The organism is Bradyrhizobium sp. USDA 3262, from assembly GCF_054060035.1.
Window position 1 is genome coordinate 125,608 of the sequence record NZ_JBSSCT010000001.1, and the last position, 16,679, is coordinate 142,286.

The window sequence follows — 16,679 nt, forward strand, 5'->3', positions numbered from 1 at the left end:
GAACGGCGCGCACATCGCGCCTGCCCAATTCCAACGATACCCGAAGCGAAGCCTTCCGGGTTGCCCAATCCGCCGGAAAACGTTTCCCGGGACCATGATGTGATTACAGGTAATCGCACCCGGATCCCATTTCCCCTGTCGAGCATGATCCTTTCGGAAAAACGTTTCCGGATCATTGCCTCGAAAATAATAACACCGGCCGGAGCTTACCCATCCGGCCGGTGTCTTGTCGCTTACTTTCCGAGCTTGCCGAGCGCTTCGGTGAGCTCCGGAACCGCCTGGTAGAGGTCGGCGACCAGGCCGTAATCGGCGACCTGGAAGATCGGCGCGTCCTCATCCTTGTTGATGGCGACGATCACCTTGGAGTCCTTCATGCCAGCCAGATGCTGGATCGCGCCGGAGATGCCGACCGCGACATAAAGTTCCGGAGCCACCACCTTGCCGGTCTGGCCGACCTGCCAGTCGTTCGGCGCATAGCCGGCATCGACCGCGGCGCGCGAGGCGCCGACGCCGGCACCGAGCTTGTCGGCGAGCGGCTCGATGTACTTGGCGAAGTTCTCGCGGCTCTGCATGGCGCGGCCGCCCGAGACGATGATCTTGGCCGAGGTCAGCTCCGGACGGTCGCTCTTGGCGACTTCCTCGCCGACGAACGTCGACAGGCCGGGATCGGCGGCCGATGCGGCGTTCTCGATCGCCGCGCTGCCGCCTTCGCCGGCGGCGGCGAAGGTCGAGGTGCGCACGGTGATCACCTTCTTGGCGTCCTTCGACTTCACGGTCTGGATCGCGTTGCCGGCATAGATCGGCCGCTCATAGGTGTCGGGCGCGACGACCTTGATGATCTCGGAGACCTGCATGACGTCGAGCAGGGCTGCAACGCGCGGCATCACGTTCTTGAAGCGCGAGGTCGCGGGCGCGACGAACGCGTCATAGCCGGGAGCCAGCGCGACGATCAGCGCGGCCAGCGGCTCGGCAAGGTCGTGCTCATAGGCGGGGCCTTCGGCCACCAGCACCTTGGTGACGCCGGCAAGTTTGGCGGCTGCTTCCGCCGCCGCCTTGGTGCCCTGGCCGCCACCGGCAACCAGCACATGGACATCGCCGCCGAGCTGGCTCGCCGCGGTCAGCGCCTTGTTGGTCGCGTCCTTCAGCGTCTCGTGGTCGTGTTCAGCAATCAACAGCGTCGTCATCAGAGAACCCCGGCTTCGGTCTTGAGCTTGTTCACGAGTTCGGCGACGTCCTTGACCTTGACGCCCGCCTTGCGGCCTGCCGGTTCCGCGGTCTTCAGCACTTCCAGACGCGGCGTCACATCGACGCCGTAGTCAGCGACGCTCTTGTCGTCGATCGGCTTCTTCTTCGCCTTCATGATATTGGGCAGCGACGCATAGCGCGGCTCGTTGAGGCGCAGGTCGGTGGTGACGATCGCCGGGCCCTTGAGCTTGATGGTCTGCAGGCCGCCGTCGACTTCGCGGGTGACCTTGAAGTCGGATCCTTCGACCTCGAGCTTGGAGGCGAAGGTCGCCTGCGACCAGCCGAGCAGCGCCGCCAGCATCTGGCCGGTCTGGTTCGAGTCGTCGTCGATCGCCTGCTTGCCGAGAATGACGAGGCCGGGCTGCTCCGCCTCGACCACCGCTTTCAGGATCTTGGCAACCGCGAGCGGTTCGACATTGCCTTCAGCCTTGACCAGGATGCCGCGGTCGGCGCCCATCGCAAGTCCGGTGCGAATGGTCTCGGAGGCCTGCGCGGGTCCGATCGACACCACCACCACTTCGGTCGCCTTGCCGGCTTCCTTCAGCCGCAGCGCTTCCTCGACGGCGATTTCGTCGAACGGGTTCATCGACATCTTGACGTTGGCGAGCTCCACGCCCGTCCCGTCACTCTTGACGCGGACCTTGACGTTGTAGTCGACGACCCGCTTTACCGGCACAAGAACCTTCATCGATCCTCTTTCGCTTTGATTTTATGGGTTTCGGTTGGCTGGCGCGGAACCTAAAGGTCCCGTTTCTCCCGGTCAACGCGCCAAAGCCAAAAAACCGTCCCCCGGTTTTGAACCAGTTTAGCGGTTCTGGCCCGGCACCCACAACACGTCCCCCGCTCCCTTATTATTCTGGAAGCGGCTGGCAACGAACAGGAAATCCGACAGGCGGTTCATATACTGGATGCCAGCCTGATTGACCGGCTCATCGGGTTGGGCGGCGAGTTCCACCATCATCCGTTCCGCGCGGCGACATATCGTCCGGGCGAGATGCAGATAGGCAGAGGCAGGCGTGCCGCCGGGCAGCACGAACGAGGTCAGCGGCGCGAGCTGGTCGTTCAGGCTGTCGATATCGCGCTCGAGCCGCTCGACCTGGCTTGCCAGCATCCGCAGACGTTCGGCCTTGCCCTCGCGCTCTGGCACCGCGAGGTCGGCGCCGAGATCGAACAGATCGTTCTGGATCCGGCCGAGCATCGCATCGACCGCGGGGCTGCCGGTGAGATGCAGCCGCACCACGCCGATCGCGGCATTGGTCTCGTCGACCGTGCCATAGGCGGCAATGCGCAGATCGTATTTCGGCCGCCGCTCACCGGAGCCGAGCGCGGTGGTGCCGTCATCGCCGGTGCGCGTGTAGATCCGATTGAGAACGACCATGGCAGGCTCCGGTGTTCGATGTTCGAGTCCCCCCTCCGATCGGGAGAGGTGGAGAATAGCCCGACAAATCTACCTCACCTAACGCCCCATCGCCCAGACCGCGAGCATTGCGATGACGATGGCGACGAACTGCAGCAGCACGCGCAGCCGCATCAGCTTCTGCGACGTGTTCGGCGAGCCGCCCTTCATCATGTTGATGAGGCCGAGCAGGAGCACCAGCGCGACGGCGCCGACGGCGATGGGAAGAATGATCGTGCTGAGGAGAGATGTCATTTGCGGTACATAACACCGCAGGACGCGGACTTCCACACAGCCCGGCCATGCAACCAACTGGCTTTTCAGCGCGTAATATCAGATGCTGGGTCGGTTCTCGGGCCGAGCGGTTTTCGACAATGCCGGGTGGAATGTGAAGCAGCTTCGTTACGTCACCCACGTCGTGATGGATGCCTTTTACACGTTCCTCGCCGACGACGGCTGGGCGATCGCGAGCCACATCGCGCTGTCGACGCTGATGGCGCTGTTTCCGTTCCTGATCGTGCTGACCTCGGTGGCCGGCTTCTTCGGCTCCAAGCAGCTCGCCGACCAGGCGGTCGGGCTGATGCTGCAGGTCTGGCCGCAGCAGGTCGCCGAAGCGCTGTCCGGCCAGATCCACGACGTGCTGACCAACACCCGCGGCGACATCCTGACCATCGGCGCGGTGCTTGCGGTCTACTTCGCCTCCAACGGCGTTGAGGCGTTGCGGGTGGCGCTGAACCGCGCCTATGCCGTGATCGAGCCGCGGCGCTGGTACTGGCTGCGGCTGGAATCGATCGGCTACACGCTGGTCGCGGCATTCACGTCGCTCGCGATGGCTTTCCTGATCGTGCTCGGACCGCTGATCATCGAGGCGGCGCGGCGCTATATGCCGTTCTTCGTCGAATCGAACGAGAGCCTGCTCAACACCGCCCGTTACGGCGTCACGATCCTGGCGCTGGTCGTCGCGCTCTTCATCCTGCATGCCTGGCTGCCGGCGGGCCGTCGCAGCTTCACGCAGATCCTGCCCGGCATCATCTTCACCGTGGTGGCTTCGCTGCTCTCGGGCATCGGCTTCGGCATGTACCTGGCACGCTTCGCCAACAATTACGTCACGATGTATGCGGGGCTGGCCTCGGTGGTGATCGCACTGGTGTTCCTGTATTTCATCGCCGCGATCTTCGTGTTCGGCGGCGAGTTGAACGCGGCGATCATCAAATCGCGGCTGCCGCACGGCGTGTCGCTTCATGCAGCGCAGTCGCGAGCGCCCGCGGAGACACAGGCTTGACGAGGAAGCCGTCGGCGCCGGCAGCGCGCGCCGCGGCTTCGTCCTCGGCCCGGCCGGAAATCCCGACAATCACGATACGGCCGTGCGGCGGCGGCAGCGCGCGGATGCGCTTGATCGCCTCGATGCCGCCGATGCCGGGCAGCACCATGTCCATCAGCACGGCATCGAACGCGCCCTGCACGAGCCGGTCGGGCGCGGCCTCGCCCTGACCGACGAATTCGGCGTGGTGACCGAGCTCGGTCAGGATCGTGTTGAGCACGACGCGGCCGAACGGATTGTCCTCGACACTGAGCAGCCGCAGCCCTTGCGACAGCAGCGCCGCCGCGCTCTCGCCGGAGGCGCTGCCGTCCGGCCCTTCGGCGGGCGCCAGCTCCACCTTGAGCGTGAAGGTGGTGCCCCCGCCGGCGCGCCGGTCCGCGACGATGTCGCCGCCCATGGCGCGCGCGAGCTGCCTGACGGAGGACAGGCCGAGCCCGGCGCCGCCGAACCGCGCGGCGATCGAGACGTTGGCCTGCGAGAACGGCCGGAACAGGCGCTTGACCTCCGATAGCGTCAGGCCGATGCCACTGTCGGAGAGCGCGAACGCAACGCCGATCTTGTCGCCCGACCTTCCCTTGGCCGCGCCCACCGGCGCGATACGCAGCTCGATGCTGCCCTGCTCGGTGAACTTCACCGCGTTGTCGATCAGATTTTCCAGCGCCGCGCGCAGGCGGACGGGATCGCCGACCGCGAAGGCAGGCAGCTGGTCGGAGACCTCGACGGAAGCCTGCAGCCCCTTGGCTGCCGCGCGGCCGGCCAGCGAATCCGCGGCGTGGCGCGCCAGCGTGCGCAGGTCGAAGAAATCCTGCCGGATCTCGAGTCCCGGCCCCTCGCTCCGGGCGGCGTCGACGAACAGGGTCGCAAGGCTCGCCAGATGCTCGGCGCCGGCCTTGATGGTATCGACCCAGCGCCGCTCGCGCTCGCCGAGATCGGATGTCGCGAGCAGATTGCTGATCGCAAGGATTCCGGTCAGCGGCGTCCGCACCTCATGGGCAAAGGCAGCAAGTGCGGTATCGACCATGCCGGGACCGGCCTTCGGGGCCGGCTTTGGCAAGGGCCGCTCGCGGCGCGGCCTGGCCGCCACCTTGGTGGCGCTGGCCTTGGCCGTTCGCGTCTTGGCGGCACCTGTCTTGGCAGTTCGTGTCTTGGCAGTTCGTGTCTTGGTAGCACGCGTTTTGGCGGCGCGCGTCTTCGGCGGCGTCCTTTTGGATGGCCGCTTGCTGCGCCGTGCGCGCGATTTTGACGCCATGGTCTCCGTGATCCCCGCCCCGGTCAACAACATGGCATGCCAAGCGTGCCGGAGTCACGGCAGCGTTTGCGGCGCGTCCGCGCAAAGCGCCATGATGGTAACCGCACTCCTTTGCGATCAAACCTGGCCAAAATCCCAGGGCAAACCGACCAGGCGGCGGATATCGGCCGGGCTCGCCCCAGCCGCCCGTAATTCGCGCAGTCCGGTCGCCTGGGTCGATTTCGACAGCTTTTGGCCGGCCGCATCTCGGATCAGCCGGTGGTGCCGGTAGTTTGGCACGGGCAGCCCGAGCAGTTCCTGCAACAGCCGATGCACGCTGGTCGACCAGAACAGGTCAACGCCCCTGACCACGTCGGTAACGCCCTGCAGGGCGTCATCGATCACGACCGAGAGATGGTAGCTGGTCGGAGTCTCCTTGCGCGCCAGGATCACGTCGCCCCAGGCCTCAGGCCGGGCCACAACGTCTCCGCTCTCGCCAGCCGGCCCCTCACCCGCGTCCTGCCAGCGCAGCTCGCCGGCGCGCGCGCGGGCTGACGCCATATCGAGCCGCAACGCGAACGGCACGCCCTGCCCGATCAGCCGGTCGCGCGCCTCGGCCGACAGCGATTTGGCCAGCCCCGGATAAAGCGGCGCACCGTCCGGATCGCGCGGCCACGCGCCCCCGGCCTCGCGCTCCGCGACCAGCCGCGCGATCTCGGTCCGGCTTTCGAAGCTCGGGTAGACCAGCCGCTGGGCCGACAGGCGGTCGATCGCCGCGCCGTAGGCGGCAAAATGCTCCGACTGCCGCCGCACCGGGGTCTCCCAGGCGATGCCGAGCCAGGCCAGATCCTCGTAAATCGCCTGCTCGAATTCCGGCCGGCAGCGCGTCGCGTCGATGTCCTCGATCCGCAGCAGCAGGCGTCCGCCCGACTGCCGCGCGAGGTCGTGGTTGAGCAGCGCCGAATAGGCGTGGCCGAGATGCAGGTAGCCGTTCGGACTCGGCGCGAAGCGGAAAACGGGTGGCATGGTCATCGATCACGCGTCATTGCCGGGCTTGCCCCGGCGACTCTGGTTCATGCGCATGGACAAGACTCTGTTACGATAGGAGATCGATGCGCGGGTCAAGCCCGCGCCTGACAAGCCGATGCAGACCCCGCAAATGCTGATTCATCTCGAAACCCAGGCCGACCTCGACGACGCGATCCACAAACTGGTCGACCAGGACCGCCGCCTGCGCCCGATCCTGGAACTGACCGGCATGCCGGCGATCCGGCAGCGCGAGCCCGGATTTGCCGGGCTTGCCGCGATCATCTGCGGCCAGCAGCTCTCGACCGCGAGTGCGGCGGCGATCTGGGGGCGCGTCAGCACGGCGTTCGACCCGTTCCACCATGACGCGATCCGCAAGGCGCGGGCCGACCGGCTCGGCCGGCTCGGGCTGTCCGCGGCCAAGATCAAGACGCTGAAGCACATCGCACGCGAGCTCGCCGAGGAGCGGCTGAACCTCGACGTCCTTGCCAATGAGGAGGCCGATGCGGCGCACAACACGCTGACCGCGCTGCCCGGGATCGGCCCGTGGACCGCCGATGTCTATCTGCTGTTCTGCCTCGGCCATGGCGATGCCTGGCCGGCGGGCGACCTCGCCGTGCAGGAAGCGGTCAAGGTCGGGCTCGGCTTGAAGGAGCGGCCGACGCCGAAGCAGATGGCGCCGCTTGCGGAGCCGTGGCGTCCGCTGCGCGGCGCCGCAGCGCATCTGTGGTGGGCGTATTATCGCGTGCTCAGAAATCGCGAGGGCGTGATCGCCGGCGCAAAGTAGTCGTCGAGAAAAACACACCAACTGCGTGATCGCGTGATATAGAATCAGCGGACAGATACTTTTTCAATTTGCCGGCCTCGCCCATTTAGCACGCGCAGCACGTCCTTATTGCAAGGAGACGGACCTGATTTCTCTCCGTATCCCGCTGACGCTTCTCTCGGTATCCTTGGGCGCGATCGCCGCGGTGTGGTGGTGGCTCGGCATCCCGGTCAACCTGCCGCGCGCGCCGATCGATCCGAACGACAAGGTCCAGTGCATCTCGTACGCGCCGTTCCGCAACAATCAGACATCACTTTCGCCGGCGACACAGGTCTCGCCGGAACAGATCGCAGAGGACCTTGCCCAACTTGCGAAGATTTCCGACTGTATCCGCACCTACGCGACCGATCTTGGTCTCGATCAGATTCCCGCACTCGCGGCGAGGGCGGGGCTGAAGGTCATTCAGGGCATCTTCCTCGATCGGGATCGGAAGAAGAATGCAACGCAGGTCGCAACCGCGATCCGCCTCGCCAAGGAATATCCGGACACGATCATTGCACTCGTGGTCGGCAACGAGGTCTTGCTGCGCAAGGAAATGTCGGCTTCCGACCTTGCCGCCATCATCCGCTCGATCAAGGCGCAGGTCTCCGTCCCGGTCACCTACGCCGACGTCTGGGAATTCTGGCTGAGCAATCGCGAACTTTCCGACGCCGTCGACTTCGTCACGGTTCATATCCTGCCATATTGGGAGAATGTTCCGATCCGGGCGGAAGATGCCGCCGCTCATGCCGACGAGATGCGCCGGCAGATCGCGGCGGCTTTTCCGGGCAAGGAAATCTTTATCGGAGAGATCGGTTGGCCCAGCGAGGGGCGCATGCGCGAGTCCGCGCTGCCGTCCCGCATCAATCAGGCGCGAGTGGTTTCGGAGGTCCTCGACCTTGCCCGGCGCGAGCATTTCCGCGTCAACCTGTTCGAGGCCTATGATGAAGGCTGGAAGCGGGAGATCGAGGGCACGGTCGGCGGCTCCTGGGGGCTGTTCGATTCCGAGCAGCGCATGCCGAAATACCCGCCGGGCCGGCCGGTCAGCAATTTTCCGCTCTGGAAGCTGCAAATGGTCAGCGGAATGGGCCTGGCGATCCTCGTCTTCGGCGCGGCTTGGCTGACCTTGCGCCGCAAGCCGAGAAAGCCCGCATTCGTGTCATGGCTTGCAGTCGCGCTATCGGCGACCACGGCTGGCATCCTGTTTGGCGTCGCCGAGCAAAGATTGGTCTATGAAAGCTACGGAACGGGAGGCTGGCTTGTGTGGGGCTCGCTGCTGGTGGCGGCCACAGCTTCGCCGGTGTTGGGCGCCAACGCCCTGATGTCGGGCCGCGCACCGCCCAGTTTTTTCGAAGTGTTGGGTCCGAAGGGCCACCACACTGAATCGGTGCTGGTGACCATGCACGGACTGGCCTTGATGATCACCGTCGTGATCGGCACGGCGACCGCAATCGGCCTCGTGTTCGACCCGCGCTTCATTGACTTTCCCTTTGCGCCTCTGACCATGGCGGCGGTGCCCTTTGCCGCCGTGACGCTGCTCAATCCTCCCACCAAGGGAATCCGCCCACTGGCAGAGTCGATCTTTGCCGGCATTTTCGTTGCAACGGCGATCTACACAGGATTCAACGAAGGGCCGGAGAACTGGCAGTCGCTGTGGACCTGCGCTGCCTTTGTCTTGCTCGCGGTGACGCTGTTGCGGGCGCGTGCCTGACAACATGCTCTAGCCACGCAGCCTGACGCGGTCCTCGCGCGCGCAGTCGGTGACGAAGCCGATGACGGCGCGCACCGCGGGAAGCTCGACCAGATCGGGATGGGCGAGCAGCCAGAGATCGGAGAGGCTCGAGAGCTTTTGCGGCGCGACTCGCACCAGATCGGGGTAGTCGGCCCCGACCAGGCAGGACAGCGCGCAAATCCCGAGCCCGGCCCGCGCCGCGGCCAGCATGTCGCCCTGCGAGGAACAGCGCATCACCAGCGTGCCCTGCCGGGTAATGACATCGCTCCAGCGCGCCAGATGCGCGTTCGAGGCCTGGTCGGCAAAGCCGATCACATGGTGGCCCCGCCACTCGTCCCGCCGCTCCGGGAGGTTGCGCCCTGCTGCATAGTCGCGGGAAGCGTAGAAGCCGGTGCCGAGCCGCCCGATCTTCCGCCCGATCAGGTTCTCCTCGCCCGCATCGACCGGCCTGAGCACCACGTCGGCCTCGCGGCGGCGCACGCTGGCCGGGAACGGATGGGTGATGATCTCGAGCTGGATGTTGGCGTGATCGCGCAGGAACGGGCCGAGGCGCGGCATCAGCCAGTGTGCGGCCAGCGTTGCGCCGATCGACAGCTTCACGACGCCGCGCGCCTGCTCGCCGGTGGCCGACGCGGCCGCCTCCGCGCGGAGCGCCGCCGCGGCCATCGCTTCGGCGTGCTCGCGGAATTTGCGGCCATACGACGTCAGCGACAGGCCGTCATTGGAACGCGCGAACAGGCGGGTCCCGAGTTGCCGCTCGAGCGCCGCGACGTTGCGACCGACGGTGGGGTGGCTGATGCGCAGCCGCCGTGCCGCCCCGGCAAGGCTGCGCGTCTCCGCCACCGCGACGAATGTCTTGCAAAGCTCCCAGTCCATGCCGCTCCCCTTCCTGCGACATCGTTCATTTCTGGTCGATCCGATGTTCAATATTGAACGCCATGACGCAGCCGTCCAGCCTTATATTGCCGCGCCAAGAGAGCCGCCGCTCCAGCCATCATAACAAATCGCGATCCGTCCCGGCCGCCGGCCGGGGCGGCGCATGGAGGATCCGAAAATGTCGCTGCCCGCTTCGCTCGCCAACAGGCTTGAACTGCCGGTCGTCGGCTCCCCGCTGTTCATTGTCTCGGGGCCCGAGCTCGTGATCGCGCAGTGCAAGGCCGGCATCGTCGGCTCGTTCCCGGCGCTGAACGCCCGTCCGGTCGAGAAGCTCGACGAATGGCTGACCCAGATCGAGAACGAGCTCGGCGAGTACCAGGTGCTGCATCCGGAGAAGAAGGTCGCGCCCTACGCGGTCAACCAGATCTGCCACGCGTCCAACGACCGGCTGATGCGCGACATGGAAACCTGCGTGAAGCACAAGGTGCCCGTGATCATCACCTCGCTGCGCCCGCCGTCCGAAATCGTCGAGGCCGCGCACTCCTATGGTGGCGTGGTGTTCCACGACGTCATCAACGTGAAGCACGCGCGCAAGGCCGCCGAGCAGGGCGTCGACGGCCTGATCCTGGTCTGCGCCGGCGCCGGCGGACACGCCGGCACGCTGTCGCCATTCGCGCTGGTGCGCGAGGTCAAGCAATGGTTCAACGGCACGATCCTGCTGTCGGGCGCGATCTCCGACGGCTGGAGCATCGCATCCGCGCTCGCGCTCGGCGCCGACCTCGCCTATATCGGCACCCGCTTCATCGCGACCGAGGAAGCCAACGCCGATATCAGGTACAAGCAGGCGCTGACCGAATACGCCGCGCACGATATCGTCTATTCGAACCTGTTCACCGGCGTGCACGGCAACTATCTCGGACCGTCGATCGCGGCGGCAGGCCTCGATCCGGGCAACCTGCCGGTCGCCGACAAATCCAGGATGAACTTCGGCTCCGGCGGCAACATGAAGGCCAAGGCCTGGCGCGACATCTGGGGCTCGGGCCAGGGCATCGGCCAGATCTCCGATGCCCCGCCGGTCGCCGAACTGGTGGCGCGGCTCAAGTCCGAGTTCGCCGCGGCGCGCGGCGATTTCCTGCGCGCCAGCGCCTGACGCTGTTGCACAAAGTCCGGGAGTGAACCATGAAACGAGCGCAACACGCGCTGGCGGCCGCACTTGCGGTCTGCGCGATCACCAGCACGGCCGCCGCCGACAACGGCAACGAGGCGATCCGGATCGGCCAGACGCTGCCCTATAGCGGACCGGTCTCCGGCTTCGGCACCATCGGCCGCGCCCAGGAAGCGTTTTTCGCGAAGGTCAACGCAGAGGGCGGCATCAACGGCCGGCAGGTGAAATTCATCACGCTGGACGACGCCTATTCGCCGCCGAAGACCGTCGAGCAGACCCGCAAGCTGGTGGAGCAGGAGGAGGTGCTGATGATGTTCGGCTCGCTCGGAACCGCCACCAACAACGCCGTGCACCGCTATCTCAACACCAAAAAGATCCCGCAATTGTTCGTGCTGAGCGGCGCGACCAAATGGGCCGACCCGAAGACCTATCCGTGGACCATGCCGGGCATGGCATCGTACGAATCCGAGGGCGTGGTCTATGCCAAATATGTGCTGCAGGCCAAGCCTGACGCGAAGATCGCGATCCTCGCGCAGAACGACGATTTCGGCCGCGACTACGTCGCCGGCTTCAAGCGCGCGCTCGGCGGCAAGGCCGCGAGCATGATCGTCGCGGAAGCGAGCTACGAGACTTCGGCGCCCACCATCAGCTCGCAGCTCGCAACCCTGAAGGCGTCCGGTGCCGATGTGCTGTTCGGTGTCGTGCTCGGCAAGTTCACGCCGCAGATGATCAAGGGCGTGGCCGAGATCGGCTGGAAGCCGGATCTGTTCTTCGTGCCGACCTCCGCGTCGTCGATCTCGTTCCTGGAGCCCGCCGGGCTCGAGAACGCGGTCGGCCTGATCTCGTCCAGCAACCAGAAGGACACGATGGACGCGCAATGGGCCGACGATCCCGCCGTGAAGGACTATCTTGCCTTCATGAAGCAATACCTGCCCAATGCGGATCTCAGCAACTCGCACTACTCGGCGGGCTATCACTATGCGACGCTGCTGATGGCCGTGCTGAAGGCCTGCAACAACGATTTCAGCCGCGAGAACATCATGCGCCAGGCGGCGTCATTGCGCGACGTTCCGCTGCCGCTATTGTTGCCGGGCATGACGGTATCGACCGGGCCGGACGACTACCTGCCGTTCCAGCAGCTGCGGCTGCGCCGGTTCAACGGCAAGAGCTGGATCAGCTTCGGCGAGATCCTGGACGATCGCTAGGAGACGAGGCGCGACATGATCATCAGCGGCGACAGACAGATCAGCTACGGCGACATTCACGCCCGCATCGCGCGGGCGGCCAGCGGCTTCCGGGCGCTCGGCGTGCAGGGCGGCAAGCCGGTCGGCATGATGCTGCGCAACGATTTCGCGCTGTTCGAGGTGGTCGCGGCTTCGGCCACGCTCGGCAGCCCGGTGGTGCCGATCAACTGGCATCTGAAGGCCGACGAGGTCGCCTACATCCTGTCCGACAGCGGCGCCGACACACTGGTCTGCCACGCCGATCTGTTGCCGCAGATCCGCGACGGCCTGCCGCCGGCAACCAAGCTGCTGGTGGTGACGACGCCGCCGGAGATCGCGGCGGCCTATGGTGTCGCGCCTACGGCCGCGCGCGTGCCCGCCGGCATGACCGACTGGGACGTCTGGCGCGAGACGCACCAACCACTGACCGACGCGCCGATCGGCGCGGCGCCGATGTTCTACACCTCGGGCACAACAGGACTGCCGAAGGGCGTCAAGCGCAAGCCGATGCCATCAGAGCAGCAGGCGGCGGCCGCGCGCGTCGGCGCCATCACCTACGGCGTCAAGCCGAACGAGGATCAGGTGATCCTGATGAACGGCCCGATGTACCATTCGGCGCCGCACTCCTACGGGATGCTCGCGTTCCGCAACGGCTGCGTGATCGTGCTCGAGCCGCGCTTCGATCCGGAGGATCTGCTGCAACTGATCGAGCGCCACCGTGTCACCCACATGCATATGGTGCCGACGATGTTCGTGCGGCTGCTGCGCCTGCCCGAGGAGATGCGGCGCCGCTACGACATGTCGTCGCTGCGCTTCATCGTCCACGGCGCGGCGCCCTGCCCTGTCGACGTCAAGCGCGCGATGATCGAGTGGTGGGGACCGGTCATCAACGAATATCTCGGCTCGACCGAGACCGGCATCCCGGTCTGGCATTCGTCAGCCGAAGCGCTGGCCAAGCCCGGCACCGTCGGCCGCGCGATCGAAGGTGGCATCGTCAAGATCTTCCGGCCCGACGGGACGCAATGCGACGTCGGCGAGCCCGGCGAGATCTTCATGCGTCAGACGTTGATCTCGGACTTCGACTATCACGGCAACGCCAAGGCGCGCGCCGAGGCCGATCACGACGGCCTGATCAGCGTCGGCGATGTCGGCTATCTCGACGCGGACGGCTATCTTTTCCTGTGCGACCGCAAGCGCGACATGGTGATCTCGGGCGGCGTCAACATCTATCCCGCCGAGATCGAGAACGCCCTGATCGGCATGGCAGGCGTCCGCGACTGCGCGGTGTTCGGCGTCCCCGACGACGAGTACGGCGAGCGGCTGTTCGCCTGCGTCGAGCCGGAAGCAGGCAGCACGCTTTCGGTTGCGGCGATCCAGGATTTCCTGCGCGACAAGCTCGCCAATTTCAAGGTGCCGAAGGATATCCGCTTCATGGACGCGTTGCCGCGCGAGGCTACCGGCAAGATCTTCAAGCGCAAGCTGCGCGACCTCTACCGCGAAGGACAGCTCGGCTGAGCGATGTGACGGCGAAGCGAACGGCGTTTGAAACTTAGTTGCTGTTGCAAAAGGCCGGCGATCGACGCAACGATGCCGGTGCACCAAGGGCCCGGATCATCCGCCATGAACTCGACCGACTTCATCGTCATCCGCAACGATCTGCAGCAATGCAAGGTGATCGAGGCGCAGTTGCCCGACGCCGCGGCACTGCCGGCCGACGCGCTGCTGGTGAAGGTGACCCGCTTCGCCTTCACCGCCAACAACATCACCTATGCCGTAATCGGCGAGCAGCTGAAATACTGGCACCTGTTCCCGGCGCCTGACGGCTACGGCATCATCCCGGTGTGGGGCTTTGGCGAGGTGCTGGCATCGAAACATCCAATGGTTGCAGCCGGCGAAACGCTGTTCGGCTATTTCCCGATGGCGACCCATCTGGTGATCGAGGCGGCCGACGTCAGCAAGCGCGGCCTGCGCGACGGCGCCGCGCACCGGCAGGAGGTCTCGCCGGTCTATAATGCCTATGCCCGCGTCTCCGGCGATCCGACCTATGCCGGCCGGCAGGGCGATTTCCGCGCGCTGCTGCTGCCGCTGTTCATGCTGTCCTTCCTGGTCGACGACTTCCTGGCCGAGAATGCGTTCTACGGCGCACGCCGCGTCATCCTGTCGTCGGCCTCGAGCAAGACCGCGTTCGGGCTCGCCCATCTCGTGCACAAACGGGGCATCCCGGTGATCGGGCTGACCTCAAAGGGCAATGTCGATTTCGTCAGCTCGCTCGGCTGCTACGACGAGGTCGTCACCTACGATCAGGTCATCGCGATCCCGTCGGCCGAGCCTACAGCCTATGTCGACATGGCCGGCAACAGTGCGCTGCGCGAAAATCTGCACCGGCACTTCGGCGCGCAGATGGTCTATTCCGGCCGGGTCGGGCTGACGCATCGCGCCAGCGAGGCGGAGGAGCCCACGCTGCCCGGCGCCAAGCCGGTGTGGTTCTTCGCCCCGGACCAGATCCGAAAGCGCGCAAAGGAATGGGGTCCCGGCGGCATCGACCAGCGTTTTGGCGCCGCATGGGCCGAGCTCGTGCCGCATCTGCCGAAATGGCTTGATGTGGTCGAGCGGCGCGGCCCGGCCGCGGTGCGCGAGGCCTATCTCGATACCCTGCAGGGCCGCGTTCCGCCGGATCAAGGCCTGATCCTGTCGCTGGCCGAATAGGCGCTATCCCGTCGCGCCCTTTCTGCGTGCCTTCGAATAGGTATAGGCTTTGCGGAAAGGGAACGCCGCCAAGAAAACGTCAGCAAGGCGGCCGATGACGAGAAACGCTCAATGCTCGACAAGACGGACGATATTTCGGTCGCCGCCGACAATTGGCTCGTGCAGTTCGAAGATGCGCTGGCCAGCCCCGACGATGTGCTGCTGAAGCCGCTATTCCATCCCGACAGCTACTGGCGCGACGTGCTGGCGCTGAGCTGGAACATCCAGACCGTCAACCGGGCCTTCGCGATCATCGAGGAGCTGCCGGCGCATGCGCGTCACAGCGCGCCGCATGACTTCCGCATCGATGCCGATCGCGCCCCGCCCCGACGGGTGACACGCGCCGGTACCCATGCGATCGAGGCGATCTTCAAATTCGAGACGGCGGTTGGCCGCGGCCACGGCATCGTGCGGCTGATCCCTGATGCCGCCGACGACGATCGCCTGAAGGCCTGGACCTTGCTGACCGCGCTCGAGGAGCTGAAGGGTTTTGAGGAACAGCAGGGCCACACCAGGCCGCGCGGACAGGCCTATTCGCGCGACTTCCGCGGCCCCAACTGGCTCGACCTGCGCAAGGCATCCGCCGAATATGCCGACCGCGACCCTGATGTGCTGGTGGTCGGCGGCGGACAGGCCGGGCTTGCGATCGCCGCGCGGCTGCAACAGCTCAAGATCGACGCGCTGATCGTCGACCGCGAAGCACGCGTCGGCGACAATTGGCGCAAGCGTTATCACGCGCTGACCCTGCACAACCAGGTGCAGGTCAATCATTTGCCCTACATGCCGTTCCCGCCGAACTGGCCGACCTACATCCCGAAGGACAAGCTCGCCAACTGGTTCGAAACCTATGTCGATGCCATGGAGCTGAACTTCTGGACCGGCACGGAATTTGTCGGCGGCAGCTATGACGACGCAACGGGGCGTTGGACCGTCGAGCTGCGCCGCGCCGACGGCACGACCCGCAAGATGCAGCCGCGCCATGTCGTGATGGCAACCGGCGTCAGCGGCATCCCCAATCTGCCCGATATCCCCGGCCTGAAGAATTTTTCCGGCAAGGTCATGCATTCCAGCCGCTACGAGGACGGCGAGAGCTGGACCGGCAAGCGGGCGCTCGTGATCGGCACCGGCAACAGCGGCCACGACATCGCGCAGGACCTGCACTCCTCGGGCGCCGAGGTCACGCTGGTGCAGCGCTCCTCGACGCTGATCACCAATATCGAGCCGTCGGCGCAGCTCGCCTATGCCGCCTACAATGAAGGTACGCTCGAGGACAATGATCTGATCGCGACCTCGATGCCGCTCGTGCTCGCCAAGCGCAGCCATGTGCTGATGACCGAGCAGTCGAAAGAGCTCGACAAGCCGCTGCTCGACGGCCTCGCGCGCAAGGGCTTCAAGCTCGATTTCGGCGATGGCGGCACCGGCTGGCAGTTCAAGTACCTGACCCGCGGCGGCGGCTATTACTTCAACGTCGGCTGCTCCGATCTGGTCGCGAGCGGTGCGGTCGCCCTGCGGCAGTTCGCCGACATCGAGACCTTCGTGAGCGAGGGCGCGCGTCTGAAGAGCGGCGAGACGATTGAGGCCGACCTGATCGTGCTCGCGACCGGCTACCGGCCGCAGGAAGAGCTGGTGAAAAAACTGTTCGGCGAGGCCATGGCCGCGCGCGTCGGCCCGATCTGGGGCTTTGGCGACGGCCAGGAGCTGCGCAACATGTACACCCGCACGCCGCAGCCCGGCCTGTGGTTCATCGCCGGCAGCCTCGCGCAATGCCGCATCAACTCGCGCTATCTCGCACTGCAGATCAAGGCGATCGAGGAAGGCCTGTTGCCGCGCGACGTCGGGCCACGGGCGGATCTTTCGTAGAAACCTGCCGTCGTTCCGGGGCGCGAAGCGAACCCGGAACCTCGAGATTCCGGGTTC

15 protein-coding genes are annotated in these 16,679 nt (G+C 65.7%); 8 read left to right on the forward strand and 7 right to left on the reverse strand.

Annotated elements, in window-relative coordinates:
- Nucleotides 1-233: 233 nt before the first annotated feature.
- The 4 genes from ACVWYP_RS00620 to ACVWYP_RS00635 all read right to left on the reverse strand — a co-directional run bounded on the left by ACVWYP_RS00620 (nt 234) and on the right by ACVWYP_RS00635 (nt 2,896).
- Nucleotides 234-1,184 (reverse strand): electron transfer flavoprotein subunit alpha/FixB family protein, encoded by a 951-nt coding sequence (locus ACVWYP_RS00620; RefSeq protein WP_028340368.1) that lies wholly within the window; start codon nt 1,182-1,184, stop codon nt 234-236.
- The gene (locus tag ACVWYP_RS00625) at nt 1,184-1,933 is read right to left on the reverse strand and encodes an electron transfer flavoprotein subunit beta/FixA family protein (RefSeq protein WP_016845285.1); all 750 of its coding nucleotides are present in this window, start codon (nt 1,931-1,933) and stop codon (nt 1,184-1,186) included. Before ACVWYP_RS00625 ends, ACVWYP_RS00620 begins: the two co-directional genes overlap by 1 nt.
- Before the next feature lie 117 nt (nt 1,934-2,050).
- The gene (locus tag ACVWYP_RS00630; RefSeq protein WP_304497360.1) at nt 2,051-2,623 is read right to left on the reverse strand and encodes a cob(I)yrinic acid a,c-diamide adenosyltransferase; all 573 of its coding nucleotides are present in this window, start codon (nt 2,621-2,623) and stop codon (nt 2,051-2,053) included.
- 78 nt (nt 2,624-2,701) lie between these two features.
- Entirely contained in the window at nt 2,702-2,896 is a 195-nt protein-coding gene (locus ACVWYP_RS00635; RefSeq protein WP_028340366.1) for a twin transmembrane helix small protein, read from the reverse strand.
- A 166-nt stretch (nt 2,897-3,062) separates the two neighbouring features.
- Between ACVWYP_RS00635 and ACVWYP_RS00640 the strand changes: the two genes are divergently transcribed.
- Nucleotides 3,063-3,923, forward strand: coding sequence for a YhjD/YihY/BrkB family envelope integrity protein (locus ACVWYP_RS00640; protein ID WP_439711226.1), 861 nt, complete (start codon nt 3,063-3,065; stop codon nt 3,921-3,923).
- On the opposite strand, the gene ACVWYP_RS00645 is transcribed toward ACVWYP_RS00640, so the two are convergent.
- Nucleotides 3,850-5,211: an ATP-binding protein gene (locus ACVWYP_RS00645; protein WP_304497362.1), complete on the reverse strand. Its 1,362-nt coding sequence runs from the start codon at nt 5,209-5,211 to the stop codon at nt 3,850-3,852. The two genes, ACVWYP_RS00640 and ACVWYP_RS00645, sit on opposite strands and share 74 nt — an antisense overlap.
- Before the next feature lie 117 nt (nt 5,212-5,328).
- Nucleotides 5,329-6,216, reverse strand: coding sequence for a tRNA glutamyl-Q(34) synthetase GluQRS (gene gluQRS, locus ACVWYP_RS00650; RefSeq protein ID WP_304500410.1), 888 nt, complete (start codon nt 6,214-6,216; stop codon nt 5,329-5,331).
- Between the two features lie 133 nt (nt 6,217-6,349).
- Between gluQRS and ACVWYP_RS00655 the strand changes: the two genes are divergently transcribed.
- Both ACVWYP_RS00655 and ACVWYP_RS00660 read left to right on the forward strand, forming a co-directional pair.
- Nucleotides 6,350-7,003: a DNA-3-methyladenine glycosylase family protein gene (locus tag ACVWYP_RS00655; protein WP_028333626.1), complete on the forward strand. Its 654-nt coding sequence runs from the start codon at nt 6,350-6,352 to the stop codon at nt 7,001-7,003.
- Nucleotides 7,004-7,169: 166 nt separating this feature from the next.
- On the forward strand, nt 7,170-8,732 hold the full coding sequence (locus tag ACVWYP_RS00660; protein WP_304497363.1) for a glycoside hydrolase family 17 protein: 1,563 nt from the start codon (nt 7,170-7,172) through the stop codon (nt 8,730-8,732).
- A gap of 9 nt (nt 8,733-8,741) precedes the next feature.
- On the opposite strand, the gene ACVWYP_RS00665 is transcribed toward ACVWYP_RS00660, so the two are convergent.
- Nucleotides 8,742-9,629: a LysR family transcriptional regulator gene (locus ACVWYP_RS00665; RefSeq protein WP_304497364.1), complete on the reverse strand. Its 888-nt coding sequence runs from the start codon at nt 9,627-9,629 to the stop codon at nt 8,742-8,744.
- Between the two features lie 178 nt (nt 9,630-9,807).
- On the opposite strand from ACVWYP_RS00665, the gene ACVWYP_RS00670 reads away from it, so the two are divergent.
- From ACVWYP_RS00670 to ACVWYP_RS00690, 5 genes are all read left to right on the forward strand, one after another.
- A complete protein-coding gene (locus ACVWYP_RS00670) occupies nt 9,808-10,779 on the forward strand; it encodes an NAD(P)H-dependent flavin oxidoreductase (RefSeq protein ID WP_304497365.1) in 972 nt (323 codons plus the stop codon).
- A gap of 29 nt (nt 10,780-10,808) precedes the next feature.
- Nucleotides 10,809-11,999 carry an ABC transporter substrate-binding protein gene (locus ACVWYP_RS00675; RefSeq protein WP_456683975.1) on the forward strand — a complete coding sequence of 397 codons (1,191 nt, stop codon included), beginning with the start codon at nt 10,809-10,811 and terminating at the stop codon, nt 11,997-11,999.
- A gap of 15 nt (nt 12,000-12,014) precedes the next feature.
- Complete coding sequence (locus ACVWYP_RS00680) at nt 12,015-13,532, forward strand: acyl-CoA synthetase (protein WP_304497367.1); 1,518 nt, start codon at nt 12,015-12,017, stop codon at nt 13,530-13,532.
- Nucleotides 13,533-13,637: 105 nt separating this feature from the next.
- The gene (locus tag ACVWYP_RS00685) at nt 13,638-14,723 is read left to right on the forward strand and encodes a DUF2855 family protein (protein WP_304497368.1); all 1,086 of its coding nucleotides are present in this window, start codon (nt 13,638-13,640) and stop codon (nt 14,721-14,723) included.
- A gap of 111 nt (nt 14,724-14,834) precedes the next feature.
- Nucleotides 14,835-16,622 carry a flavin-containing monooxygenase gene (locus tag ACVWYP_RS00690; protein WP_304497369.1) on the forward strand — a complete coding sequence of 596 codons (1,788 nt, stop codon included), beginning with the start codon at nt 14,835-14,837 and terminating at the stop codon, nt 16,620-16,622.
- The last annotated feature ends 57 nt before the right edge of the window (nt 16,623-16,679 follow it).